The 24331-nt window shown below is 61.2% G+C and carries 16 protein-coding genes and 1 CRISPR repeat array (1 of these 17 cut by a window edge); of the genes, 6 read left to right on the top strand and 10 right to left on the bottom strand.

From position 1 onward, the window contains the following. Positions 1-14: 14 nt before the first annotated feature. From arsB to EA462_RS02065, 7 genes are all read right to left on the bottom strand, one after another. Complete coding sequence (gene arsB, locus EA462_RS02095) at positions 15-1172, bottom strand: ACR3 family arsenite efflux transporter (RefSeq protein ID WP_124176915.1); 1158 nt, start codon at positions 1170-1172, stop codon at positions 15-17. Continuing rightward, entirely contained in the window at positions 1165-1563 is a 399-nt protein-coding gene (locus tag EA462_RS02090) for an ArsR/SmtB family transcription factor (protein ID WP_124176914.1), read from the bottom strand. Before EA462_RS02090 ends, arsB begins: the two co-directional genes overlap by 8 nt. Positions 1564-1869: 306 nt before the next feature. Continuing rightward, the gene (phoU, locus tag EA462_RS02085; RefSeq protein WP_124176913.1) at positions 1870-2529 is read right to left on the bottom strand and encodes a phosphate signaling complex protein PhoU; all 660 of its coding nucleotides are present in this window, start codon (positions 2527-2529) and stop codon (positions 1870-1872) included. 2 nt (positions 2530-2531) lie between these two features. Beyond that, positions 2532-3368 carry a phosphate ABC transporter ATP-binding protein PstB gene (pstB, locus tag EA462_RS02080; protein WP_124176912.1) on the bottom strand — a complete coding sequence of 279 codons (837 nt, stop codon included), beginning with the start codon at positions 3366-3368 and terminating at the stop codon, positions 2532-2534. Between the two features lies 1 nt (position 3369). Then, a complete protein-coding gene (gene pstA, locus EA462_RS02075; RefSeq protein WP_124176911.1) occupies positions 3370-4296 on the bottom strand; it encodes a phosphate ABC transporter permease PstA in 927 nt (308 codons plus the stop codon). Further along, on the bottom strand, positions 4293-5285 hold the full coding sequence (gene pstC, locus EA462_RS02070; RefSeq protein ID WP_124176910.1) for a phosphate ABC transporter permease subunit PstC: 993 nt from the start codon (positions 5283-5285) through the stop codon (positions 4293-4295). Before pstC ends, pstA begins: the two co-directional genes overlap by 4 nt. Before the next feature lie 15 nt (positions 5286-5300). Beyond that, complete coding sequence (locus EA462_RS02065; RefSeq protein ID WP_124176909.1) at positions 5301-6350, bottom strand: PstS family phosphate ABC transporter substrate-binding protein; 1050 nt, start codon at positions 6348-6350, stop codon at positions 5301-5303. Positions 6351-6788: 438 nt separating this feature from the next. Here EA462_RS02065 and EA462_RS02060 point away from each other — a divergent pair, with 438 nt between their 5' ends. The 5 genes from EA462_RS02060 to EA462_RS02040 all read left to right on the top strand — a co-directional run bounded on the left by EA462_RS02060 (position 6789) and on the right by EA462_RS02040 (position 13862). Next, positions 6789-7784 (top strand): phosphate uptake regulator PhoU, encoded by a 996-nt coding sequence (locus EA462_RS02060; protein WP_124176908.1) that lies wholly within the window; start codon positions 6789-6791, stop codon positions 7782-7784. Positions 7785-8009: 225 nt separating this feature from the next. Beyond that, positions 8010-8792, top strand: coding sequence for a polyprenol monophosphomannose synthase (locus EA462_RS02055; RefSeq protein WP_124176907.1), 783 nt, complete (start codon positions 8010-8012; stop codon positions 8790-8792). Beyond that, positions 8789-9868, top strand: coding sequence for a glycosyltransferase family 4 protein (locus EA462_RS02050; protein ID WP_124176906.1), 1080 nt, complete (start codon positions 8789-8791; stop codon positions 9866-9868). The genes EA462_RS02055 and EA462_RS02050 overlap by 4 nt, the downstream gene beginning before the upstream one ends. Further along, positions 9862-12462 (top strand): GtrA family protein, encoded by a 2601-nt coding sequence (locus EA462_RS02045; protein WP_124176905.1) that lies wholly within the window; start codon positions 9862-9864, stop codon positions 12460-12462. Before EA462_RS02050 ends, EA462_RS02045 begins: the two co-directional genes overlap by 7 nt. Continuing rightward, positions 12459-13862 carry a sulfatase-like hydrolase/transferase gene (locus EA462_RS02040; RefSeq protein ID WP_124176904.1) on the top strand — a complete coding sequence of 468 codons (1404 nt, stop codon included), beginning with the start codon at positions 12459-12461 and terminating at the stop codon, positions 13860-13862. The genes EA462_RS02045 and EA462_RS02040 overlap by 4 nt, the downstream gene beginning before the upstream one ends. A gap of 171 nt (positions 13863-14033) precedes the next feature. Here the strand turns inward: EA462_RS02040 and EA462_RS02035 are convergent, their stop codons facing one another. Together EA462_RS02035 and EA462_RS02030 are read right to left on the bottom strand one after the other, a co-directional pair. Beyond that, positions 14034-14972 carry an NAD-dependent epimerase/dehydratase family protein gene (locus tag EA462_RS02035; protein ID WP_124176903.1) on the bottom strand — a complete coding sequence of 313 codons (939 nt, stop codon included), beginning with the start codon at positions 14970-14972 and terminating at the stop codon, positions 14034-14036. A 185-nt stretch (positions 14973-15157) separates the two neighbouring features. Beyond that, positions 15158-15493 carry a helix-turn-helix domain-containing protein gene (locus EA462_RS02030; RefSeq protein ID WP_124176902.1) on the bottom strand — a complete coding sequence of 112 codons (336 nt, stop codon included), beginning with the start codon at positions 15491-15493 and terminating at the stop codon, positions 15158-15160. 213 nt (positions 15494-15706) lie between these two features. Between EA462_RS02030 and EA462_RS02025 the strand changes: the two genes are divergently transcribed. Continuing rightward, positions 15707-17191, top strand: coding sequence for a response regulator (locus EA462_RS02025; protein ID WP_124176901.1), 1485 nt, complete (start codon positions 15707-15709; stop codon positions 17189-17191). A 59-nt stretch (positions 17192-17250) separates the two neighbouring features. Here EA462_RS02025 and EA462_RS17155 read toward each other — a convergent pair whose 3' ends face one another. Continuing rightward, on the bottom strand, positions 17251-17448 hold the full coding sequence (locus tag EA462_RS17155; protein ID WP_165872006.1) for a hypothetical protein: 198 nt from the start codon (positions 17446-17448) through the stop codon (positions 17251-17253). Between the two features lie 110 nt (positions 17449-17558). After that, a CRISPR array of direct repeats spans positions 17559-24331; the repeat unit is 37 nt; unit sequence GTTTCAATCCCGTTCTGGGTTTTCTCCCGGCTGCAAC; it runs 193 nt beyond the window's last position.

Here is a 24331-nt window from a genome sequence, read left to right as displayed (position 1 = left end):
GTCGTCGGGTGTGATCAGTCGTCAGTCGTGGTTTCGGAGGGAGAGCCGTCGAGTCGGCCGGTTTCGAACCCGTCCCAGTCGAACCGCCGCCCGAAGTACAGCGCGACGTGGACCAGCGCGAGGAGCACCGGCACCTCGATGAGCGGGCCGACGACGGTCGCGAAGGCGACGCCGGAGCCGATGCCGAAGACAGCGACCGCCACCGCGATGGCCAGTTCGAAGTTGTTCGAGGCCGCGGTAAAGCCGATCGCCGTCGTCGTCGAGTAATCCGCGCCGATCCCGCGGCCCATCGCGAAGCTCACGAGGAACATGACGACGAAGTAGATCGTCAGTGGGACGGCGATCCACAGGACGTCGGTCGGCTGAGCGACGATCGCGTCTCCCTGTGTCGCGAACATCACGACGATGGTAAACAGGAGTGCCAGCAGCGTGAGCGGGCTGATCTTCGGAACCAGTTCGTCGGCGTACCACGCCTCGCCCCTGGCTCGGACGCCGCCAAAGCGGGTGAGCATGCCGGCGGCGAACGGGATTCCGAGGAAGATGACGATCGCTTCGAACACCTGCATCGTCGTGATGTCGAAGGCGGAGATCCCGCTGGCTAACGCGTCGAGGCCGAGCAGGGGCGGGAGAACCAGCGCGAACGCCCAGATGTACACCCCGTAGGTGACGATCTGGAAGACGCTGTTGAACGCGACTAAGCCGGCGGCGTACTCGCTCGAGCCGTCCGCGAGGTCGTTCCAGACGAGCACCATGGCGATACAGCGAGCCATCCCGATGAAGATCAGCCCGAGGAAGTACTCCGGACGGGCGGGGAACCAGGGGACCGCCCCGCTGAAGAAGATCACCGCCAGCAGAAACATGACGGTCGGCCCGATCAGCCAGTTCTGGAGGAGGCTCAGGCTGAGGATGCGCCACTGGCTGAACACCGTCGGGAGCCGCCGGTAGTTGACCTTCGCAAGCGGCGGGTACATCATCAGTATCAGGCCGAGTTCGACGAGGGAGTACTCCCGGATCGGATCGACGACTCCGGGTGCGACGTATCCGAGTCCGACGCCGACCGCCATCGCGGCGAAGATCCAGACGGTGAGGTACTTATCGAGGACGTCCATCGCCCGCGGATCCCCACAGCTCCCACAGTCGCAGTTCGGCCCGTGATCGTGAGCGTCACGCATCCTCGAGGCTCCCCTCGAGAACCGTCACGAGGGCGACGGCGCGGTTCGTCGCCCGGTACTTCCTCCATCTCCCCTCCTTGCGTGCGGTGACGAGGCCAGCTTCGACGAGCGCGGAGAGCGCGTGACTGAGGCCGCTCTCGGTCACGTCGACCACCGCGTTCAACTCGCAGACGCAGAGCTCCTCGCGAGCGGCCACGAGAACGCGGACGATCGCGTACCGCGTCTCGTTTGCGAGCGCCGAGAGCACGTCGAGTTCGTCGCTGACCCGCTCGTGTCCGATCGTCGCCTCGAGCGTCCCGAGTTCGTCGAGCCGGCGGTCGACGTCCTCGCTTCGACACTCCTCGAGTTCGTCCTCGAGGTACCGTCGCAGGCGTTCCGTCGCGTGTGCCATCGAGATATAGTTGAATGTTCTCTCAAGTACATCTTCCGATTCAGTTTCGGAGAATCTCGAAGATGCACTACTGTGGCCCAATACAGTGATATTATGCCCTGTACCAGCCCCTCCGTCTAATAACGATTGAGTATACAGTCAATAATACCCGTGAGTGAAAAGACGGCACGCGATCGAGTCCTCCGACTCGAGTTCGTGCTCTCTCGCACCGGCTTCGGGACCGACGCGACGGACGTGGCGGTTCCGACGGGCTGAACCGTCCTTCGGTCGGTTCGCGTTTCTCCTCCGCCGGACATCTCTGCGCCGTCAGTAGATCAACTCGTCGTCGTTGTCGACCATGTACAGCGTCCGGGCCGCGACGTTGACCGCGTGATCACCGACTCGTTCCAGATCGCGGATCGTCAACAGCATCCGCGAGACGTCCGCCAGAAGCGCGTCGTCTGCGGCGTCGGCGTCGACGAGGCCGCGAACGACGGTCCGGCTGGCTCGTTCACACAGCGCGTCGATCTCGTCGTCTCTCGCGGCGATGTCGCGGGTCGCGTCGGCGTCGTCGGTCGCGTACGCCCGCATGGCGTCCTCGACCAGGAACACCGTCTCGGTGCCGATGTGAACGATATCGATTTCCGGATAGCGATCCCGTTCGGCCCGCCGTGAGTACTCGGCCAGGTTCACCGCGAGATCCCCGATTCGCTCGAGGTCGGTGATTATCTTGAACGACGACGCGATGAATCGCAGGTCGCTCGCGACCGGTTGCTGGAGGGCGAGCAGTTCGATGCAGTCGCTCTCCAGTTCGAGATAGCGGCGGTTGACCTCGTCGTCGCCGGCGATCACGGCGTCAGCGAGCTCGTCGTCGTTCGCCTCGAGTGCGTCGAGCGATTGCCGCAGCCGGCGACAGACCGTCTCGCTCATCTCGAAAACGTTCGTTCGGAGCTGTTCGAGCTGGGCTCTGTATGCGGTTCGTGTCATGGTTATCCGAATTTACCGGTGATGTAGTCCTCGACGCGGTCGTCCCGCGGATCTTCGAAGATCGTCGCGGTGTCGTCTTCCTCGACGAGCGAGCCGCCGGTCAGGAACACCGCGGTCCGGTCGGAGATCCGCGCCGCCTGTTGCATGTTGTGCGTGACGATGACGACGGTGTACTCCTCGACGAGTTCGTCGATCAGGTCCTCGATCTTCGAGGCCGCGACGGGATCGAGCGCAGAGGTCGGCTCGTCCATCAGGATCACCTCCGGGTCCGTCGCGATCGCGCGGGCGATACAGAGGCGCTGTTGCTGGCCGCCCGAGAGGTCGAGTCCGCTCGAGTCGAGTTTGCCCTCCACTTCGTCCCAGAGCGCCGCCCCACGCAGGGCCTCCTCGACGGCGTCGTCCATCCCTCCCTCGTCGAGTTCCCCCTGAACCCGCAGCCCGTAGGCGACGTTGTCGTAGATCGACTTCGGAAACGGGTTCGGTTTCTGGAACACCTGTCCGATCTTCCGGCGCAGGGCGACGGGATCGACGTCGTCGTCGTAGACGTTCTTCCCGTGGAAGGACAGTTCGCCGTCGACGCGACAGGCGTCGATCTGGTCGTTCATCCGATTGATCGACCGCAGGAACGTCGACTTCCCACAGCCTGATGGACCGATGATCGCGGTGACCTTGTGTTCGGGAATCTCGATCGACACGTCGGTAAGCGCCTGATCCTCGCCGTAGTAGACGTCGAGTGTCCGGGCCTCGAGGACGGTCTCGTCGGGCCGGTCGGAACGATCCGTACTCTCGGTCTGTACCTCGGTCGTGATCAACGCACGCTCGTTGTCTTGTGTTGCCATCTTAGATCTCGGTCTCGTACTCGTTTCGCAGGTAGATCGCGATCCCGTTCATGACGAACATGAACGTCAGTAACACCACGATCCCGACCGCAGCGAGGTGGATGAAGTGCATGCTCGGCTCGTTCGCCCAGTTGTAGATCTGGGTCGGCATCGCGCTGAACCGATCGAACGGGCCGAACGGCATTCGATTGACGAAGATCGCGCCGACCATGATCAGCGGGGCCGTTTCTCCGATCGCGCGTGCAAGGGCCAGAATCGTGCCCGTCATGATCCCCGGCATCGCGGCCGGAAGCACCACGCGGCGGATCGTCTGCCATTCCGTCGCACCGGTAGCGTAAGAGCCGTTCCTGACGCCGTCCGGAACCGCTCTGAGGGCCTCCTGGGTCGAGACGATGATGATCGGCATCACCAGCAACGCGAGCGCGATCGCGCCGGCCAGCAGGATCGGTCCCATTCCGATTCCGTTGACGAACGCCGCCAGCGCGAGCAGGCCGTAGACGATCGACGGAACCCCGGCGAGGTTCGCCAGGTTCGCCTCGATCAGTCGGGTGATGCGGGTGTCCGGCGCGTACTCCTCCAAGTAGATCGCGGAGCCGACACCGACGAAAAACGAGAGGATCGCGGTCACGATCATCAGCATGATCGAGGCGACGATCGCTCCCCTGAACCCGGACAGCTCCTCGCGACGGGAGCCGTCGCGGGTGAAGAACTCGAGGAGGCTGATGTTGTACTCGGTTACGCCAACGTAGAGGTCGGTGAGCACGTCGAGCAACAGGAGTGCGAGCATGACGACGCCGAACATCGACGCGGCGAAGATGACGGCGAGGAAGATGCGGTTCTTGCGGTGTTCCCAGCCGAGATCGACGTCGGTGAACAGGCTCTCGTCGGCGGCGGTACTCGTCGGTTCGGTGTCGGTGTCGGTGCTCATCGATACTCCTCCTGGAATCGGCGTTTGAACCAGTCGTTGAGCAGGTTCATCGTAAGCGTCATCACGAACAACAACAGGCCGACGGCGAACAGGCTCTGATACTCGACGGTTCCGACGGCGGTGGTGCCACGCGCCATCTGGACCATGTACGCCGTCATCGTCATGATCTCGTCGAACGGGTTCGCGGTGATGTTCGCGTTGAACCCCGCCGCGAGCGAGACTGCCATCGTCTCACCGATCGCCCGCGACACCGCGAGGATGTAGGAGGCGAAGACGCCCGAGATCGACGCCGGCAGCACGATCCGCGTCGAAACGTCGAACCTGGTCGCGCCGAGTGCGTACGCGCCGTTTCGGAGGTCGTCCGGCACCGCCGACATCGCGTCCTCGCTGATCGAGGAGACCATCGGGATCGTCATGATTCCGACGACGAGCATCCCCGAGAGCATGCTGTACCGGCCGATGTTGATGCCGAACAGCGTCTCTGCGATCGGGCTGAGGACGACCGGATTGATGAACGCGATCGCGAAGTAGCCGTAGACGATCGTCGGGATCCCCGCGAGGATCTCGAGGGTCGGCTTGAGCTTTCGACGAACGCCGTCGGAGGCGTACTCCGACAGGTAGATCGCCGTCGCGGTGCCGATCGGAATCGCGACGAACGCCGCACCGACCGTGATCGCGATCGTCCCGAAGACGACCGGGAGCACGCCGTGGCCCGGCGTCGCGTGGTCGGGTGCCCACCGCGTTCCGGTGAAGAACTCCGTGAAGGTGACGGTCCGCTCGAGACTCGCGCCGAGCAGTATCTCGGTCGCCCTCGCGCCGAAGAAGTAGCTCACGGCGTTGTCGATCAACACGAAAAAGATCGCGAGCGTCGTGACGACGGTGATCGTCGCACAGCCAAAGAGCAGCCGTCGGGCTCGACGGTTCGCCTCGAGATCGCCCCGTGCCGCTCCGCCGGTGATGTCCGGCCCCGGCGTCGTTTCGGTGCTCATCGTATCACTCCGTCGTCACTCTCGTTGTACGGTGATCCCGTCGGGCGAGGAACCGACCCGGTCCAGCCAGCCGTCGATCTTGTCGTGGTTCTCGTCGGTTACCGCGTCGGGGGCCGCGTAGAACCCTTCCTCGCGGGCGAACTCCTGTGCGCCGTTCGTGTAGAACCGGGCGAACGAACCGATGAGGTCCGTCTGCTCTTCGAGGCTCGCGAGATTGACGTAGGCGAACAGGGGACGAGCCAGCGGCGAGTAGAGCCCGTCCTCGATGTTCTGCTCGGTCGGGAGGTAGAACTCGCCGTCGGCGTCGCTCTCGACGGGGACGGCCTCGATGGGCTGATCGTCCTCGATTTCGCGCAGGTAGCCGAGTCCGCCCCAGCCGAAGCCGTGGAGGTTGTCCGCGACCGCACCCATGATCTCGTTCGTCTGACTGGTCGCGGAGTAGTCGTCCCGGACGTCCCCGATTTCGCCGTTGATCTCGCGGGTGAAGTAGTCGAACGTCCCGGAGGCGCTGTCTCGTGCGTGCAGTTGTATCTCCTCGTCGGGCCACTCCTCGCGAACGTCGCTCCAGTGGGTGATCTCGTCGGTCGCTTCGAACTCCCAGATCAGCTGGAGCTCCTCGAGCGTGACGTTGTCGACCCAGTCGTTCTCGGAGTTTTTGACGACCGACAGTCCGTCGAGACCGACCTCGAGGAAGTCGTAGTCGACGTCGTTTTCCTCACAGAGGTCGACCTCGTCCTCGGTGATCTCTCGGCTTGCACTCTGAACGGCCGAGTTGGCCCGACAGAACTCCTGAAAGCCGGCACCGGTTCCCTCCGGTGCCACGTCGACGAGTACGTCCGGGTACTCGTTTTCGAACTGTTCGCCCGCCCACGAGGTGATCGGCGCGACGGTGTTCGATCCGGAGGCGTCGATCGTTCCGGACGGCCCGCCACCGTCACCGTTTCCGTCACCGAGGACGTCGCCACAGCCAGCAACGCTCATCGCAGCGACTGTCGTGCCGCCCGCCAGAAAGTTCCGCCTCGATACTCCACCGAAGTCGGGTCGGCCGGACTGGTTGTCCGTCATCAGGTAAGCGGTTTCGTGGCTCGTATAAAACCGATGCTAATAGATATATAATACTGGACGAAACTCAATAGAGAAGTCCATAGTCGACTGTAGCTCGCAGTACGATCCTCGATAATCCGACCGGGTCACTCGAAACCGAACTCGACCGGTTCGAGTATAGGAGGCCGGCCGAGGGCGCGCTTTCGCGTTGAAACCGCCACCTCGCCCGTCCGGGCGAAACGCCGAAGTGTGTTCCCTAACGCGCGAGAGCAGCGGATCACTGGCTTCTCGATAGTCGTACGGTGACACAACGATCGATACGTATCACTCGATAGCAATACGTTCACGACCGGTCCAGAACGGCGTCGACTCGAGCCGGACGGCGCGCTACCGGGCGGTACGTAAAATACCTATATAGATATGAGTGGATTTATAGTCCCGGTGTCGGGAACACAGCGTATGGAAACCCGGAAGGTCCAGATGACCGGCGGTTCGACGTACACCGTTTCGCTACCAAAGGACTGGGCGACCGACAACGATGTCGACAGCGGCTCGACCGTCGAGCTGTACGCCGACGGCGAGACGTTGCTCGTCACGCCACGGCGCGAGACCGACCACCGGACCGGCACGCTCGAGATCGAACTGCTCGAGGGCGAGCAACTGATCCAGGCCGTTCTGACGATGTACGTCGGCGGATTCGATATCATCGCGCTCGAGGCGAACCGAATCACGACCGATCAGCGCCGGGCGATCCGAACCGCGGTTCAGGGACTTATCGGGGTCGAGGTCGTCGAGGAGCGCGCCGATCGCGTCGTCGTCCAGGACCTGCTCGACTCCGCTGAGCTCTCGATCGTCGACGCCGTCCGTCGGATGCGATTGATCGCGACGTCCATGCTCGAGGACGCGGTCATCGCGCTGGTCGAAAACGACGACGCCATCGCTCGCGACGTCATCGAGCGCGACGACGACGTCGATCGCCTCTGGCTCGTCGTCTCCCGAACCTTTCGCGCAACGCTTCGCTCGCCCCGCGCCAGCGAGGAACTCGGCGTCTCGCGCGAGGACTGTTTCGACTATCACTCGAGCGCCCGTCAACTCGAACGGATCGCCGACCACGCGGCGAAAATCGGCCATCTCGCGGTAAAACTAGAGGATATTCCGGACCACGTGGGCGAGGCGCTCCTCGCGCTTCAGGCCGACTCGGCCGAGATCATCGAGAAGTCGATGGACGCGCTGTTCACCGAGGAGAGTTCCGAAGCGGCCGACCTCGGCCACGACGCACTCGAGTCTGTCCTCGAAATCGACGAACACACCCGCCGCATCGACGACTTGCTCCGAGAACTCGACCCGGTACAGGCCCAGTCGCTGGGATTAGTACTCGACTCACTCTCCCGGAGTGCCGATTACGGCGGAAACACCGCAGAGACGGCGCTCCAGAAGGCGAGACCGCAGCCGTGACGGTCCTCTCTCCGCTGTGAACGACGAGAGTTCGCGCCTCCTCGTTACCCTGTCCGGTGCGAATCGGTTCGGGTACGATCGTCGGGTGCTTTCCGGAGGGCTGTCGAAACCGGTAACTTCCTGTTGAAGTCATCCGTCTCGGAAAGCGTTTCTCTAACTTATAATTGGCCGTTTCAACGGTTATTACGGTATAAGGTACGACTCAACGAGAGAACCGAGTCGAACATGTCGTCCGCTGACGGGGCTCTCTGGAAAACGCGGAGCGAGTCGAGTTCGATCTCGGATTCAGCCCCGCTCGAACCCGACATCGGGCGGGGTCTCTCGGTGATCGTTCCGACGTACAACGAGGCGGAAAACGTCGAGCACGTGATCTCGCGCATCCGGAACGTCCTCCAGGGCTACGAGTACGAACTCATCGTCGTCGACGACGACTCCCCGGACAGCACCTGGCGGATCGTCGATCTGCTGTACGGCGATGACGATCGCGTTCGAGTGATCCGACGGATCGACGAACGCGGACTCGGATCGGCCATCGCCTTCGGAATCGCCCGAAGTCGCTTCGAACACTGTGCGATCATCGACGCGGACCTCCAGCATCCGCCGGAAGTACTCCCGCGTCTACTGGTCCACGTCGAGGACGACGTCGACCTCGTGATCGGCAGCCGATACGCCGAGTTCGGTCGGATCACGGGCTGGACGACAGCTCGAAAGCTCGTCAGTAAGGGTGCGGTCGCTATCGCGAAGGCGCTTTTACCGCAAACGCGGTCCATCGCGGATCCGTTGAGCGGCTTTTTCGTCATTAATAGATCGCTACTCGACGGAGAGCGCGTCGACCCGACCGGCTATAAGTTCCTGCTCGAGGCGCTCGTCCGGTGTGAACCGGAATCCGTCCGCGAGGTCCCCTACGCTTTCGAGGATCGAAAGCGCGGCGAATCGAAGCTATCACCCCGGGAGTATCTCGCGTTTCTCGAACACGTGTTCTCGCTTCGACGGGCGGGGAAACCGTGACGGACCGACCGCGTTCGACGAGGATCGCGATCTGTTCGCACTTCTCGCTCGAGCATTACCGTGGCGGCGAAAAGTGGGTCGCAGCCCTCGCCAACCTGCTCTCCGAGGACGGCTTCTCGGTCGAGGTGCGAACGATACCGTACTCGCCCGGTGGCGTGCGCCGGGTTTCTCACCGGCGCGTTCTCGACCCGGACGTGTCGTACGCGGAAGCGTGGCATCACGATCTGTCGGGCGTTTCCTCCGCCTACATGATGTACGCCCCCGGAATGCGCCAGGCGTTTCGCGGCTCCGAGTTCACCGTCGCCGGGATTCACTCGTGGGCGTTCGTCTCCCCGACGCTTGTCGAACCGCACTACTCTCCGCTGCACAACGGAGCGAAGCTGTTCTACCGACTCGTCGGTGAACGCGACCTCGCGCGGTACGACCGGGTGCACACCGTTACACCGGCGTTCGACGGCGGCGATCGAATCGAGCCGGTGTACGTCCCGAACTTCGTCGATCGGCGGCTGTTCCGGCCGAACAGGCGTCCGCTGGCCGACGAGTTTCAGGTGCTCGTTTCTGCGGCGAACGTCCACAGGAAAGGGTGGGACCTCGCGCGTCGAACCGCATCGCTACTCGAACCATCGATTCGGCTCGTCACGACCGGAACGAGCGACTCGCCGCACGTCACCGGTCTCGGCTTTCTCTCGGAACGCGAGCTCGCGGACGCGTACGCCCGGTCGCACGCGGTGTTGCATCCGGCCAGAGTCGACACCGACAGCATGGTGATCAACGAGGCGGGGGCCGCCGGGACGCCGGTCGTGACGACGCCCCTCGAGACCCACGTGCGAGAAAACGAGGCCGTCCTCCACGCCGGAACTCCTCGAGGGATGGCGTCGCTGCTCGAGGGGTTGCGATCGGAGTGGGAGGCCGGCGAGGCGTACGAACGTCGGTGTCGCTACGCGCGGGAGACGAGCGAATCGCGCGACGTCGAACGCGTGTATCCGGCGTTGAAATCGCTCCTCCTCGAGCGGGCCGACCCGGAAGTCGGCGACCGCAGTGACCGATCACGCGTCCCCCCAGAGCGAAGATGCTAGGGGACGTGCTCTCGGAACAGTGGCTGACGCCGCGGAACAAACGGGTCCTGAAGTACGCGACGGTCGGTCTGGTCGGCGTCGGCGTCAACGAAGTAGTGCTCTTCGTCAGCGTCGCCTACGTTGGAGTGACGTACGTAACCGGCGGGATCCTCAGCCGGATCGTGAGCATACTCACCAATTACGCGCTCAATGATCACTGGACGTGGCGCGGGCGTGGCGGGACCGGTCGCCGGAAGTACGTCGAGCGAGGGGGGAAGTACGTCGGAACCAGGATCGTTGGGATACTGATCGGGATCTCGGTACTGATCGTCCTCGTCGAGGCGTTCGGAATGCACTACCTCCTCGCGAATCTCGTCGCCATCGGCGCCGGTTTTCTCTGGGGGTTCGGCATCAGCGAGCGGTGGGTCTGGCGACCGCGATCTGACGACCCCCTCGGAAGCGAACTCCGACGCGTCAGCGGCCAGCGGATCTCGGCCGTGCGCACCCGGATTCGGGCCGCGGGACGGGCAATCCACGCTCGTCGCCACGAGCTGGCCGTCGTCGGACTCTCGGTCGCGGTTGGCGCCGCGTTGACGGCTTTTCTTCTCCTCCAGCACCGGGCGTACCTGACGTCCGGCTCGGACCTCGGCGCGTACGTCCAGATGTTCTCGACGACAGCGAGCGGCGACGGGTGGCTGGAACACGGCAAATACCGAATCGGTCACCCGATGGGATCTTACTGGGGGGCACACTTCTCCGCGACGTTACTCGTCTTTCTGGTTCCGTTCGCGATCGCCCCCGGCCCGGAAACCCTCCTCGTCGTCAAGTCCGTGGTGCTGGCGCTCAGTATTCCCGCCTTCTGGTACGTCGCCAGCGAGGCCGTCGACGACCGGAACGTCGCACTCGTTCTCGTGGTCTCGTACGCGGGGAACCCGTTCCTCTGGAGCGCCTGGCTGTTCGACTTTCAGGAACAGATCCTCCTGCCGATTTTGGTTTTCGCATCGTACTACTTCTACAAAAAACGTCGATACGGAGGATTTCTCGTCTCGATCGCGCTGATCTTGCTCACCAACGAGTTCCTCGTTCCGCTCGTCGCCGGCTACCTGTCCGGGCTCGCACTCGCCTCGCACCGAGCGAACCGACTGCGAGCGGAGCGATCCGTGTTCCTCGCCGGCTTCGGTCTCGTGGCGGCCGTAAAGCTGCTCGCGGAAGCGGTGATGGCACGGTTTAGCGTCGCTACGGGAATCCCGCTCGCGTCCGTCGCGGACCCGGTACACGCCTACACCGACCAGTGGCGACTTTCGATAACCGACTTACTTCAGCTCTACCTCACCAATCCGCAGTTACTCCTCGAGTCCGCGACGTACGACCTCTCGACCAAAGTGACGTTCGTTCTCCTATTATTGCTACCGGTGTTTTTCCTTTCGCTGTTAGACGAGAGTGCGGTCGCCGCCGTGGCTCCCTTCTTCGCGTTCGCCTGGATCTTCGCTGGACGAACGGTGTACTACGAGTTCGGCGCTCACTACCCGTTTTATCTGCTGCCGTTCCTGTACATCGGCGCGACGCGAGCGTTGGCCTCGGGACGGGCGAGACGGTTGCGCCGACTCGACTGGCGGACGCTGCTGGCTGCGGTGCTCGTTGTGAATCTGCTCGTCGGTCTCGCGCTCGGACCGGCCGGGAGCGTCCCGTCACAGAGCGACCGGACCGAGCGCCTCGACGCCGCGATCGAATCCGTCCCCGAAGACGAGACCGTCGTCACGCAGAACGACATCTATCCGCACGTCGCGACGAATCCGGGGGCGTCGTACGTCGTCCGATCCGACATGTTCCGCGAATACGATCGACTGTACGGTCCGATCGAACCCGAGTACGTCCTCGTCGATCGAACGTCACCCTGGGACGACCCCGTCGAGGACGGGTTCGGAGACCGGCTCCACGAGGAGTACGCCGTCTACCGCTACGAAGACGGAACGATCGTTTACAAGCGGGGCTACGACGGTGACCCGCGGGGGATAACGAAACCGCTCGAGATATCGAGGACGTACGCACCGAGCGAGTTCTCCTCGAGCAACGCGGAGCTGTACGCGGATCGACTCGAGAGCTCGATGACGGTCGCAAGCGACGAGCAGCCGCGGCTCCTCTGGTACGGACCGTACGACGAGTTACCGCCGGGGACCTACGAGGCGACGTTTCTCGTCGACGTGACGACGGAGTCGGACCTACAGCTAACGCTCGACGTCGCCGCCGGAGAGGGGCCACAGGTCGTCTCGAGCACCGATCTGGACTCGACCGGCGGAGCCCAGGAGGTGACGGTCAGGTTCGAACTGGACCGTCCGAGCGACGTCGAACTCCGCGGGTTTCAGGCGGGCGGGGACGGAACCGTCGAGTTCCACGGCGGCGGAGTCGAACTCGTTTCGCCGTCCGGTGACGATCGGAGCGAGACGCTTTCGGGGGACGATCGGAGCGAGACGCTTTCGGGGGACGATCGGAGCGGGGCGTTCGTATACGGCGATCGCTCGAGCGGGGCGGCGACGGACGGGATCGTCGCGGACGAAACTCAGCGCCACGGACCGCACCCGACTGCTGGTGAGAGATCGGCGGTGGTCCACCCGTGAAGGTCCTCCTCCTCACGATCGATGCGTGGCGGGCCTCACACGCCTCGTTCGTCGACGGATCCGATCTCGGTCTCCGACGAACCGTCGCCGCCGGGTGCGAGTTGACTCCCCACCTGGCGTCGTTCGCCAGAGACGGAGTCGCGTTCTCTCGAGCGGTCGCCCACGGACCGGCGACTCCGTACGCGTTTCCGTCCCTGTTCACGTCGACGCTTCCGCTCGACCGTGGCGGATACGAACGGATCACGGCCGACCGAACGCTGCTGACCGAACCGTTGTCCGACGCGGGATGGACCTGCACCGGCGTCCATTCGAACCCGTGGCTGAAAGCGGAAAACGGGTACGGGCGAGGCTACGAGTGCTACGCGGACGTTGGCGAGTTCTCATTGCCGCTGCTCGAGCGCGGTCGCAACCTATTACACGACCGGTTCGAAACGGATGACCGCGTCTTTCGCGCCGTCCAGCGCATTTACCGCCGGGTTCGCACACCGCTTCGCTTCGTCGCTGACGCCGAGAGCGAAGTCGACTTCGCGGTCGGCGCGCTCTCGTCGGCTGGCGACCACGAATTCGTCTGGGTGCACCTGTTGACGCCACACGCGCCGTACGAGCCGCCGCCCCGCCACCAGCATCGGGTCGGCATCGACCACGCCGTCTCCGACTCACAGCCCCTGGTCAGACGCGCCCAGCGTGATCCGGAGTCGCTTACGAGCGACGAGAAGCGAACGGTCAGACGACTGTACGCGGCGTCGGTTCGCCACGCCGACGAACAGATCGCGGCGCTCCTCTCGTCGGTCGACGACGAAACGCTCGCTATCGTCACCGCCGATCACGGCGAGGCGCTTTTCGAACACGGACAGGTCGGACACGAACCCGCCCTGTACGACGAACTCCTGCGCGTGCCGCTCCTGATCCGTCCGCCGGGCGGGACCCGCGCCCGGACGAACGAGACGCTCGTCCGCCACGCGGATCTGGCACCGACGGTACTCGACTACGCCGGGATCGAGCCCCCTGACTCCTACGAGGGACGCTCGCTTCGACCGATCGTCGACGGAACCGACGATCGACGGACTGACGACGAGTCGGGAATTCGACCGGCGATCGCGGAGGTCGCCTCACGGCCGGGCGCGCCGGGACGGATCGACCGGACCGCTCTCCAGATCGTCGTCCGCACGGCCGACCGCAAGGCGTATTTCGACCGAGGGGAGACGCGCTGTTTCGATCTGGAATCGGATCCGCGGGAGCGACGCCCCGTTCGGGACCACCCCGATTCCGAGTGGTCGGAGCTGCTGTCGGTGCTCGCCGCGAGGGTGAACTCGATCGAGGAGACGCTCGCCGGCGAGGCCGACGCTTCCTACGACGAGAGCACGGAGCGGAGGCTTCGCGATCTGGGCTACCTCGAGTGAGCCGGGTCCACCGCGGACGACGCGGGATCGAGTCCCTCGGCCGACCGCGCGGTCGCTGATACGGACCGCTGTGCCGGTTTGTCGGCGCAGCCCCAAACTGCCGGCCGTTGCACCGGCGATGACTTGCAGTGAACCGCCCGAGTCTCGGTTCGCCCCGGAGTTCGAACGCGTTCAGGCGATTTCCAGACGATCGGGGGCGTACGGAGCGCAGACTCGACGGAGGCCGTCTTCGAGGTCGATCTCGGGTGACCATCCCGTCGCCTTCCGAAACGCGTTACAATCGGCGCACGTGTCGTGAACGTAGACGTGCTCCGGGATCGGGTTCTCGACGTACGTCGGTTCGACCGACCGTCCCAGCAGCTCGTTGAGCACCTCGACGATCCGGTTGAAACTGTGTCTCTCCCCCGCTCCGACGTTGAAGACGCCGTTGAAACGGTAATCCGCGGCGAGTTCGAACGCGCGAACGACGTCCTCGACGTGGACGAAGTCCCTCGTTTGCTCGCCCGTTCCGTACAGCTCCGGCGAGCGGCCGTTCGCGACGTCGTCTGCGAACTGCGCGATGACGTTCGCGTACTCGTCCTTGTGGGACTCGCCGCCGTGGTACCCCTGGTAGACCGAGAACAGACGGAGCCCGGTCAGTTCCATCCCGTAGCGGTCGTGGAAATACTCGCCGTAGCGCTCTCGAGAGAGCTTCGACGCCTCGTAGCCCGTCGACGCCCCCACCTCGAGGCTCTCGGCCGTTGGTTCCGCTCGATCGCCGTAGACGGACGAGGTCGACGCGTAGACGATCACGTCACAGCCGTCTCGCCGCGCCTGTTCGACCGTGTTGACGAACCCCTCGACGTTGACGCGGACGCCCCGCTGTGGGTCGGCCTCGTGCATCGCGTAGGACGAGAGCGCCGCGAGGTGAAAGACGACGTCGACGTCGGTCGGTAACGTCGAATCGACGACGCTGCGCTCGATGACCGAAACGGAATCCGAGACGTTCGCGGGCGTCCCCAGCGACCCGTCATCGACGACGAGAACCTCGTTGCGGTCCACGAGATGGTTCGCGAGGCTGGATCCGATAAACCCGGCCCCGCCGGTGATCAGGACTCGCTTTCCCTGCATGGAACTACGGGCGACGAAGCACTATTTGAATATTGGAGTCGGATTCGTGGGTAATACGTGCATGTCCGCTCCCGAGCGATCGGACATCGGCTATTACTCTTCGGACTTTTGATGTTTCAATCGACCTGGAACCGGTCGACGGGGGGCGAGTTCGCCCGCTCTCTGCAGTCCGCCCATCCGCTCGTTCACCGGTAGTCACTGATTTGGGTGAGGTCGTGACCGTCGTCTCGAATGACGTGTACGTACGTGATTCCGTTGACGATCTCGAGTTTGATCGATTCGAACGCGGCCTGGTAGACGTGGTACTGGGTGCCGGTTTCGTCGACCTGACCGACCTTTTCGAGCAGGCCGCTATCGTTCAACGCCTCCACCCGTCGGTACGCCGTCGCTCGAGACATCTCCGTCTCTTCGACGATGTTCCTGACGGCGACCGGCTCTTTGCTCGCTGCCGTGAGGATCTCGCTTCCGTGCTGGTCGATCAGCGTTTCGGCGATTTCGCGATCCTCTGAATTTCGTGACATCCGATTTGATCCATCCGCTGAAACGCTCCATAACCGCTAGTCCAGTCTCACGTATGAGATTTGCCCTTTCGCGTTCAGCGCTGGGATCTCCGATTTAACCGTCCGAAAAATTGATTTCACCACGACCTGATATCTCCAATTCATGTACGAGTCTCACCGGTGAACCCCGCCATCAACATACTTCCAGTGGCCGCTTCAAGGGTCGGATGATCGATGACCAACGACGTGTCGAGAGACGTTTCGCTTCCGGCATTCCTCCTCGACGATCTGGAGGAGGCCGTCGATGATCGGTTGCAGATTGCGGGGGTCAAAAACCACATCGATATATTACACGTCGATGACAATCACAACATCGGTACGCTCGTCGCGGAGTTTCTCAGACGAGAGAACGGGAGCTTCGAGATACGGACGGAGACGCATCCGGCGGACGCTCTCGAGGCGATAGACCGCGACGATGCCGATTTCGACTGCGTCGTCTCGGATTACGAAATGCCGGGAATGAACGGTCTGGAACTGTTAGAAGAGCTCAGGAAGCGATATTCCGATTTACCGTTCATCCTCTTTACGGGTAAGGGAAACGAAGAGATCGCGAGCGAGGCGATTTCGGCGGGAGTGACCGACTACCTCCAGAAAAGCACAGGGACGGACCAGTACGAGGTGCTCGCAAACCGGATCCAAAACTCCGTCCGGGGGTACCGCGCGGAAAATCACGCCGTCCGCGGTTTTCGTGCGATGAACCAGGCACCGATCGGGATCACGATCACGGATCCGCGGAAAGCGGACAATCCGATCGTCTTCGTCAGTGACGGCTTCGTCGAACTGACCGGCTATCCGCGCTCCGAAGCCCTCGGCCGGAACTGCCGATTTCTGCAGGGCGAGCACACGGACGACGAGACGATACGGGACGTTCGGGACGCCATTCGAAACGAAGGGCCGGTCACCGTCGAGATGCGAAATTACCGACGGGACGGCTCCGAGTTCTGGAATCGCCTCGACATCGCGCCGATCCGCGACGAGACCGGGACCGTCACGCACTTCGTCGGGTTTCAACAGGACGTCACCGCCCGACGCGAGCTGTTGGCCGAGTTCGAAGCGCTCGGGGACGTTCTCTCTCACGACATGATGAACCCGATACAGACGATTCGCGGCCGACTCCGACTGGCACTGGAAACCGGCGAGGAAACTCACGTCGACGAGGCCTTGCCGGCGCTCGAGCGACTCGAGCACTTGATAACGGACATTTCGGAGGTTCTCAAAGCCGGCAGCATCGTCTCGGAGCAAACGCGTCTCGAGGTCGGGACGCTCGCAGAGTCCGTCTGGGACGCCCTCGATTCGTACGACACGGACGGAACGCTTTCGATCGACGGCGCCCCGGAGATCGTCGGTGACGAACGATCAGTAACGCGATTGCTCGACAACCTTCTCGGGAATTCCCTGGAACACGGAACCGGCGAGGTCACCGTTCGAGTGGGCGAGTTGACCGACGGATTCTACGTCGCGGACGATGGACCGGGAATCCCCGAACAGAACCGAGAGAAGGTGTTCGAACAGGGGTTCACCACCAAAGAAGAGAACGGCGGAACCGGACTCGGCATGGCGAGCGTTCGACAGATCGCACTCGCACACGGCTGGCGAATCTACGTGGACGACGATGATACACTCGGCGGCGTTCGATTCGAAATACGCACTGGCGAGTAGATCACTGATGAGTCCGTCACTCCTCTCGAAGCGGACACACTCACACCGGACACCGACCGTTAGGTCTCCTGTCCTTCGACTCCGCTGCGTCCGGTCGCCCGTTCCGAGCCACCGCGGACCGTAATCCAGTCGGTAGCGCGGAAGTCGATGACGCACTCTTCACACAGGGTTATCGTCATCTCGAGCGTGTCTTCGCCTCTCAATACGAGCTGGTACTTCTCGAGTCTGCCGACGGAGTTGCAGTTGCAACACTCCATCGTGGGTCCCGTTTGTCCCTCGTGATTATTCAATCCAACGGGTTTTGGTGAGCTCTCGAGTTTGCGCCACGGGAAGTCCGGGTGCGAGTCTTGTGTATATATTCCGCGGTGTTTCAATCCCGTTCTGGGTTTTCTCCCGGCTGCAACAGGACGATCGACGTCGCGCCCTCGAGACGGAACAGAGTTTCAATCCCGTTCTGGGTTTTCTCCCGGCTGCAACAGCTTCCCGATTCGGGGCTGAACGAGCTTATCAACGTTTCAATCCCGTTCTGGGTTTTCTCCCGGCTGCAACCGTTGAACAGCCGCTTCTTCCATTCTCCGAAGTGTTTCAATCCCGTTCTGGGTTTTCTCCCGGCTGCAACAGCGCTACTGAACGCGAGCCGTTGATCCATCCACGAAGTTTCAATCCCGTTCTGGGTTTTCTCCCGGCTGCAACGTGAGTAGCGCCCTTGCATGGACCAACTGTGAGATAAGTTTCAATCCCGTTCTGGGTTTTCTCCCGGCTGCAACGCTTGCGTTCGCCGTCGGCGTCACGGTTGAGGTGAGTTTCAATCCCGTTCTGGGTTTTCTCCCGGCTGCAACTTCTGCATCGAACTCTTCAATTGATAAGGGTTCAGTGTTTCAATCCCGTTCTGGGTTTTCTCCCGGCTGCAACTCTGCCTATCTTCCGTGTCCTTGGTTGGGTTCTCTGTTTCAATCCCGTTCTGGGTTTTCTCCCGGCTGCAACCTAACCAGTTTACGCGCTCTGGCCGTGGAAGATACGGTTTCAATCCCGTTCTGGGTTTTCTCCCGGCTGCAACCCAACCCCGATAACCTCAACGTAGTCAACCGTATAGGTTTCAATCCCGTTCTGGGTTTTCTCCCGGCTGCAACATAGGGTCAATGGGTCGGTCGAAACCCAAGCCGAAAGTTTCAATCCCGTTCTGGGTTTTCTCCCGGCTGCAACTCTTTCGCTTCGGCTACAATGTCCTTCTCGCCGTCGTGTTTCAATCCCGTTCTGGGTTTTCTCCCGGCTGCAACATAACCTCGAACTCACCACCTGCTCCCCAGAAGTGTTTCAATCCCGTTCTGGGTTTTCTCCCGGCTGCAACGATCGAGGTGTTCGTCGAGCACGCCGACCAGGGCGATGTTTCAATCCCGTTCTGGGTTTTCTCCCGGCTGCAACAAGATAGAAGCAATCGATGACGTGCGGAGTGAACCGTTTCAATCCCGTTCTGGGTTTTCTCCCGGCTGCAACGTGTCTGCTGCCGACTCAGAGACTTGGGGAGAGGCCGTTTCAATCCCGTTCTGGGTTTTCTCCCGGCTGCAACCGCGCTTGAGGTCCAGGAGCCACTCGAGGAGGCAACGTTTCAATCCCGTTCTGGGTTTTCTCCCGGCTGCAACCAGCCCGGTCGAGAACTCGGGGAGACTCAGCGATCGTTTCAATCCCGTTCTGGGTTTTCTCCCGGCTGCAACGAACTCCTTCCGGCCAACACCGCTCGAGTAGTGACGTTTCAATCCCGTTCTGGGTTTTCTCCCGGCTGCAACCGGTCGGTGGTGCTTCGACATCCACAGTGACGGATGGTTTCAATCCCGTTCTGGGTTTTCTCCCGGCTGCAACCGTCGTATCTGTCATCCGATCCGACAACATAGTCGTGTTTCAATCCCGTTCTGGGTTTTCTCCCGGCTGCAACCGTGGATCGTCTTGATCGCGGGGATGATGTCGGACGGTTTCAATCCCGTTCTGGGTTTTCTCCCGGCTGCAACATCCGCAGGCTCGCGACTTCCGTCACGACGTCTGGGGGTTTCAATCCCGTTCTGGGTTTTCTCCCGGCTGCAACAAGCGAGGCCCCGTTAGTTTATCCTGCCACCCGCGGTTTCAATCCCGTTCTGGGTTTTCTCCCGGCTGCAACCTTTTGTCGGGTTCGCCGTTCCGTTCATCGTCACAGTTTCAATCCCGTTCTGGGTTTTCTCCCGGCTGCAACCAAACAGCTTCGTCTCGGAATCAGCGAGGTCGATCTGTTTCAATCCCGTTCTGGGTTTTCTCCCGGCTGCAACCGTCTCGAGGTCGTACGGCGGCTCGAGTCGAGTCGGTTTCAATCCCGTTCTGGGTTTTCTCCCGGCTGCAACGCGTCCTCGAAGTTATCGACTACGCTGTCGGGTGGGTTTCAATCCCGTTCTGGGTTTTCTCCCGGCTGCAACACATCGAGTGGATCCCAGTGCTCAACGGGCTTCCGCGGTTTCAATCCCGTTCTGGGTTTTCTCCCGGCTGCAACCCCATCGGCTGCGTTCCGGAGCGCCCGCGGGACGAGTTTCAATCCCGTTCTGGGTTTTCTCCCGGCTGCAACCTAAACTACTCGGCCCACTCCCGATAACTGACCGAGAGTTTCAATCCCGTTCTGGGTTTTCTCCCGGCTGCAACCGCAGGCGTTGGTGCCTACCGCGTCCTCGAGACGTGTTTCAATCCCGTTCTGGGTTTTCTCCCGGCTGCAACTCGATAATTACCAGTTCACCGTCGACGACCAGTTGTTTCAATCCCGTTCTGGGTTTTCTCCCGGCTGCAACATCCATGAACTGCCGATGTTGATCGTCGTCTCCAATGTTTCAATCCCGTTCTGGGTTTTCTCCCGGCTGCAACCAGAGGGGGTACTTAAAGGGATCCGGGTGAAATCGGAGTTTCAATCCCGTTCTGGGTTTTCTCCCGGCTGCAACGGTGAAGGGATCGAGTGCGAGCACTGTGAGAATGGTTTCAATCCCGTTCTGGGTTTTCTCCCGGCTGCAACCGTCGCGATCGTGCGTTCCAGAGTTAATCATTGCCGTTTCAATCCCGTTCTGGGTTTTCTCCCGGCTGCAACTCGATCTCCAGGTCGAGATCGCGCGCGACGATCCGGGTTTCAATCCCGTTCTGGGTTTTCTCCCGGCTGCAACCGATCTCCAGGTCGAGATCGCGCGCGACGATCCGGGTTTCAATCCCGTTCTGGGTTTTCTCCCGGCTGCAACCTCCCGAAAGCGCAGAACCACTCCCGTACTACGAAGTTTCAATCCCGTTCTGGGTTTTCTCCCGGCTGCAACCCGGCTGTTCGACGTCGGACCTCTGTTCGAGTTCTGTTTCAATCCCGTTCTGGGTTTTCTCCCGGCTGCAACACCTGCTGGCCGAAGATGTCCCGGTCCATCCGGCCCGGTTTCAATCCCGTTCTGGGTTTTCTCCCGGCTGCAACCCGAACCCACCACGGATTCGTCAGCGTCCCCTGGAGGTTTCAATCCCGTTCTGGGTTTTCTCCCGGCTGCAACCAAGTTGTTCGTTCAGCTGGTCTTCGGTGACGAACTGTTTCAATCCCGTTCTGGGTTTTCTCCCGGCTGCAACGGCGCTCGTGTAGCCGAGCACGCCGCCTCCAGTGGGTTTCAATCCCGTTCTGGGTTTTCTCCCGGCTGCAACGGTGCGTGCGACCGCGCGCGGCCCGGAAGGAATGGTGTTTCAATCCCGTTCTGGGTTTTCTCCCGGCTGCAACCCGACAACTTCGAGCAGATCGAAATTATCATGCGTGTTTCAATCCCGTTCTGGGTTTTCTCCCGGCTGCAACCTGTCTTTGAGTTTGTCGACAAGACGTTCTACACGGTTTCAATCCCGTTCTGGGTTTTCTCCCGGCTGCAACCGACTGGGAGGACTACAACAAGGAACCCTGGCCCGGGTTTCAATCCCGTTCTGGGTTTTCTCCCGGCTGCAACGGTTGGTTAACCAAGTCGAAGCTCACATCAAGGTAGTGTTTCAATCCCGTTCTGGGTTTTCTCCCGGCTGCAACAAGACGGCCGGGTGAAAGCATGATCGACCCCGAAGAGTTTCAATCCCGTTCTGGGTTTTCTCCCGGCTGCAACCTTTGCGACCTCTCCGCAGCGATGAACGGACGGGACAGTTTCAATCCCGTTCTGGGTTTTCTCCCGGCTGCAACGGCAGTACCAGAACGCCGTTGGTGGTGCCTTTGAGTTGTTTCAATCCCGTTCTGGGTTTTCTCCCGGCTGCAACTCGGCGGCTTCTCAGGCGACGAGTACTGCGACGGGTGGTTTCAATCCCGTTCTGGGTTTTCTCCCGGCTGCAACGCCACCGATCAACTGGCACGAGGATCACACGGCGGCGTTTCAATCCCGTTCTGGGTTTTCTCCCGGCTGCAACTCTCGAGCGCGTCCATCTCGATGTAGAGGTTCTCCTGTTTCAATCCCGTTCTGGGTTTTCTCCCGGCTGCAACTCGCTATTTTCGCCTGTTTCGTATCTCGATGCGAACGTTTCAATCCCGTTCTGGGTTTTCTCCCGGCTGCAACCCGACGATCGCGGACGCGTGACGCTCGGAGCGGACTAGTTTCAATCCCGTTCTGGGTTTTCTCCCGGCTGCAACCGGCGATCGCAGACAGCGGGTTCCCGGCCATCAGCGGTTTCAATCCCGTTCTGGGTTTTCTCCCGGCTGCAACTCACGGCCACGATCGACGACGCCTATCCCGAAATGTTTCAATCCCGTTCTGGGTTTTCTCCCGGCTGCAACGGAACCCGCCGCCGTCGCCCTCCGACGCCCCGAGGAGTTTCAATCCCGTTCTGGGTTTTCTCCCGGCTGCAACGCCAAAACTCGCAAACGCGAGGGTCGTCGTGCCAGAGTTTCAATCCCGTTCTGGGTTTTCTCCCGGCTGCAACGTACTCTCAGGATCAGCTCGAGGATATCCTTTGGGCGGTTTCAATCCCGTTCTGGGTTTTCTCCCGGCTGCAACGTATCGTTCGGCAGTATTCCTCCCCAACGGCAATCGAGGTTTCAATCCCGTTCTGGGTTTTCTCCCGGCTGCAACCGTTTCGCCGGGTCGTACGATCCGTTGATCTCGGTTTCAATCCCGTTCTGGGTTTTCTCCCGGCTGCAACCTTCAAGGATTTCATCATCCGACCGAGTCATCCATTCGTTTCAATCCCGTTCTGGGTTTTCTCCCGGCTGCAACAAGGACACGTCGTCGTTCGGACCATCCCCCGCACTGTTTCAATCCCGTTCTGGGTTTTCTCCCGGCTGCAACGGTTTCGGCGCGTCGGCTAAGTCCGCACTCGTCGGCAGTTTCAATCCCGTTCTGGGTTTTCTCCCGGCTGCAACATTCTCGAGATCGAGGTCGATGCGCTTTGGCGCGCTGTTTCAATCCCGTTCTGGGTTTTCTCCCGGCTGCAACTTTCGCGAGGGACCCGCGAGCGGGTCCGAGGTGAAGTTTCAATCCCGTTCTGGGTTTTCTCCCGGCTGCAACGCACTCAACGACGACCACAACAGTCAGGCCGAGCGGTTTCAATCCCGTTCTGGGTTTTCTCCCGGCTGCAACGTCTTGAACAAGGCCGATGGAATCACCGCACCACCAAGTTTCAATCCCGTTCTGGGTTTTCTCCCGGCTGCAACTATACTCAAGCCATACGTTGACTTAAGCTCGTCTAAGTTTCAATCCCGTTCTGGGTTTTCTCCCGGCTGCAACCCAATAGTGTGTCGTGAACGCGCTGCTTGAACCGCATCGTTTCAATCCCGTTCTGGGTTTTCTCCCGGCTGCAACCCTATTACCATACAGTGCTTTTCTCGCATCTATTGTTTCAATCCCGTTCTGGGTTTTCTCCCGGCTGCAACGCGCGAGAGATCGACGAAAACGTTGCTGGAGGCACTCGTTTCAATCCCGTTCTGGGTTTTCTCCCGGCTGCAACTAACGCGGTTGTGTCCGACTCTGGAAACGGCTATATGTTTCAATCCCGTTCTGGGTTTTCTCCCGGCTGCAACTATATGCTTGCCCAAGAGAAAGGCACACGTCCCTATTTCGTTTCAATCCCGTTCTGGGTTTTCTCCCGGCTGCAACGGTTGCAACCACGGACTGGGCTGCCCGACATCGCCGTGTTTCAATCCCGTTCTGGGTTTTCTCCCGGCTGCAACCTCAAACCACTCGTTCGGAACATCTTTCGGTACGGTTTCAATCCCGTTCTGGGTTTTCTCCCGGCTGCAACCACAGCGAGCGGCGGGTCTATCATTCGTGGCGTACCGCGTTTCAATCCCGTTCTGGGTTTTCTCCCGGCTGCAACCAACCTGATCACGATCAATCCAGAGTACTTCGAGCGGTTTCAATCCCGTTCTGGGTTTTCTCCCGGCTGCAACCCGAAGATCAAGACAGCGCTCAGCAAACTCGGCCTGGGTTTCAATCCCGTTCTGGGTTTTCTCCCGGCTGCAACAAGGCGATTAAAGGCGGCTTTTTCGCAGTCATCACGATGTTTCAATCCCGTTCTGGGTTTTCTCCCGGCTGCAACCGGCGGACGCAGCCCGGCCCGACTGGATCTCGGACTTGTTTCAATCCCGTTCTGGGTTTTCTCCCGGCTGCAACGTTCTCGTCATGGTCTTCGACGACGTCCAGCAGGACGAGTTTCAATCCCGTTCTGGGTTTTCTCCCGGCTGCAACCGTACCGCCACAGCGAACTCGAGACGCCGAAGCCGCGTTTCAATCCCGTTCTGGGTTTTCTCCCGGCTGCAACATACTCTATCAGCGGCCTCGTCGTACCCGTCATCACTGTTTCAATCCCGTTCTGGGTTTTCTCCCGGCTGCAACCCGGAGTTCGGTGTTCTGCGGCACTTCATTTCCGTGTTTCAATCCCGTTCTGGGTTTTCTCCCGGCTGCAACTCCGGACATTCGATGGCGACGAGTGGCAAGATGGTGTTTCAATCCCGTTCTGGGTTTTCTCCCGGCTGCAACTCGGCGGAGCCGGATGGACACTTGTCGTCGTCGATGTGTTTCAATCCCGTTCTGGGTTTTCTCCCGGCTGCAACCCGCTCTCGTTCCAGCCGCCGCGCTCGTTGATCAGGTTTCAATCCCGTTCTGGGTTTTCTCCCGGCTGCAACACACGATTAGATCGATATCCGTCACG

This window comes from Natrarchaeobius halalkaliphilus (assembly GCF_003841485.1).
GTDB lineage: Archaea > Halobacteriota > Halobacteria > Halobacteriales > Natrialbaceae > Natrarchaeobius > Natrarchaeobius halalkaliphilus.
The sequence above is the reverse complement of the archived record's forward strand: the minus strand, read 5'-3'. Positions and strand labels throughout refer to the sequence as shown.

Bases quoted from the DNA above. Each gene is read 5' to 3' on its own strand.
- arsB (WP_124176915.1), bottom strand. From the start codon at position 1,172: ATGCGTGACGCTCACGATCACGGGCCGAACTGCGACTGTGGGAGCTGT.
- EA462_RS02090 (WP_124176914.1), bottom strand. From the start codon at position 1,563: ATGGCACACGCGACGGAACGCCTGCGACGGTACCTCGAGGACGAACTC.
- phoU (WP_124176913.1), bottom strand. From the start codon at position 2,529: ATGACACGAACCGCATACAGAGCCCAGCTCGAACAGCTCCGAACGAAC.
- pstB (WP_124176912.1), bottom strand. From the start codon at position 3,368: ATGGCAACACAAGACAACGAGCGTGCGTTGATCACGACCGAGGTACAG.
- pstA (WP_124176911.1), bottom strand. From the start codon at position 4,296: ATGAGCACCGACACCGACACCGAACCGACGAGTACCGCCGCCGACGAG.
- pstC (WP_124176910.1), bottom strand. From the start codon at position 5,285: ATGAGCACCGAAACGACGCCGGGGCCGGACATCACCGGCGGAGCGGCA.
- EA462_RS02065 (WP_124176909.1), bottom strand. From the start codon at position 6,350: ATGACGGACAACCAGTCCGGCCGACCCGACTTCGGTGGAGTATCGAGG.
- EA462_RS02060 (WP_124176908.1), top strand. From the start codon at position 6,789: ATGGAAACCCGGAAGGTCCAGATGACCGGCGGTTCGACGTACACCGTT.
- EA462_RS02055 (WP_124176907.1), top strand. From the start codon at position 8,010: ATGTCGTCCGCTGACGGGGCTCTCTGGAAAACGCGGAGCGAGTCGAGT.
- EA462_RS02045 (WP_124176905.1), top strand. From the start codon at position 9,862: ATGCTAGGGGACGTGCTCTCGGAACAGTGGCTGACGCCGCGGAACAAA.
- EA462_RS02035 (WP_124176903.1), bottom strand. From the start codon at position 14,972: ATGCAGGGAAAGCGAGTCCTGATCACCGGCGGGGCCGGGTTTATCGGA.
- EA462_RS02030 (WP_124176902.1), bottom strand. From the start codon at position 15,493: ATGTCACGAAATTCAGAGGATCGCGAAATCGCCGAAACGCTGATCGAC.
- EA462_RS02025 (WP_124176901.1), top strand. From the start codon at position 15,707: ATGACCAACGACGTGTCGAGAGACGTTTCGCTTCCGGCATTCCTCCTC.
- EA462_RS17155 (WP_165872006.1), bottom strand. From the start codon at position 17,448: ATGGAGTGTTGCAACTGCAACTCCGTCGGCAGACTCGAGAAGTACCAG.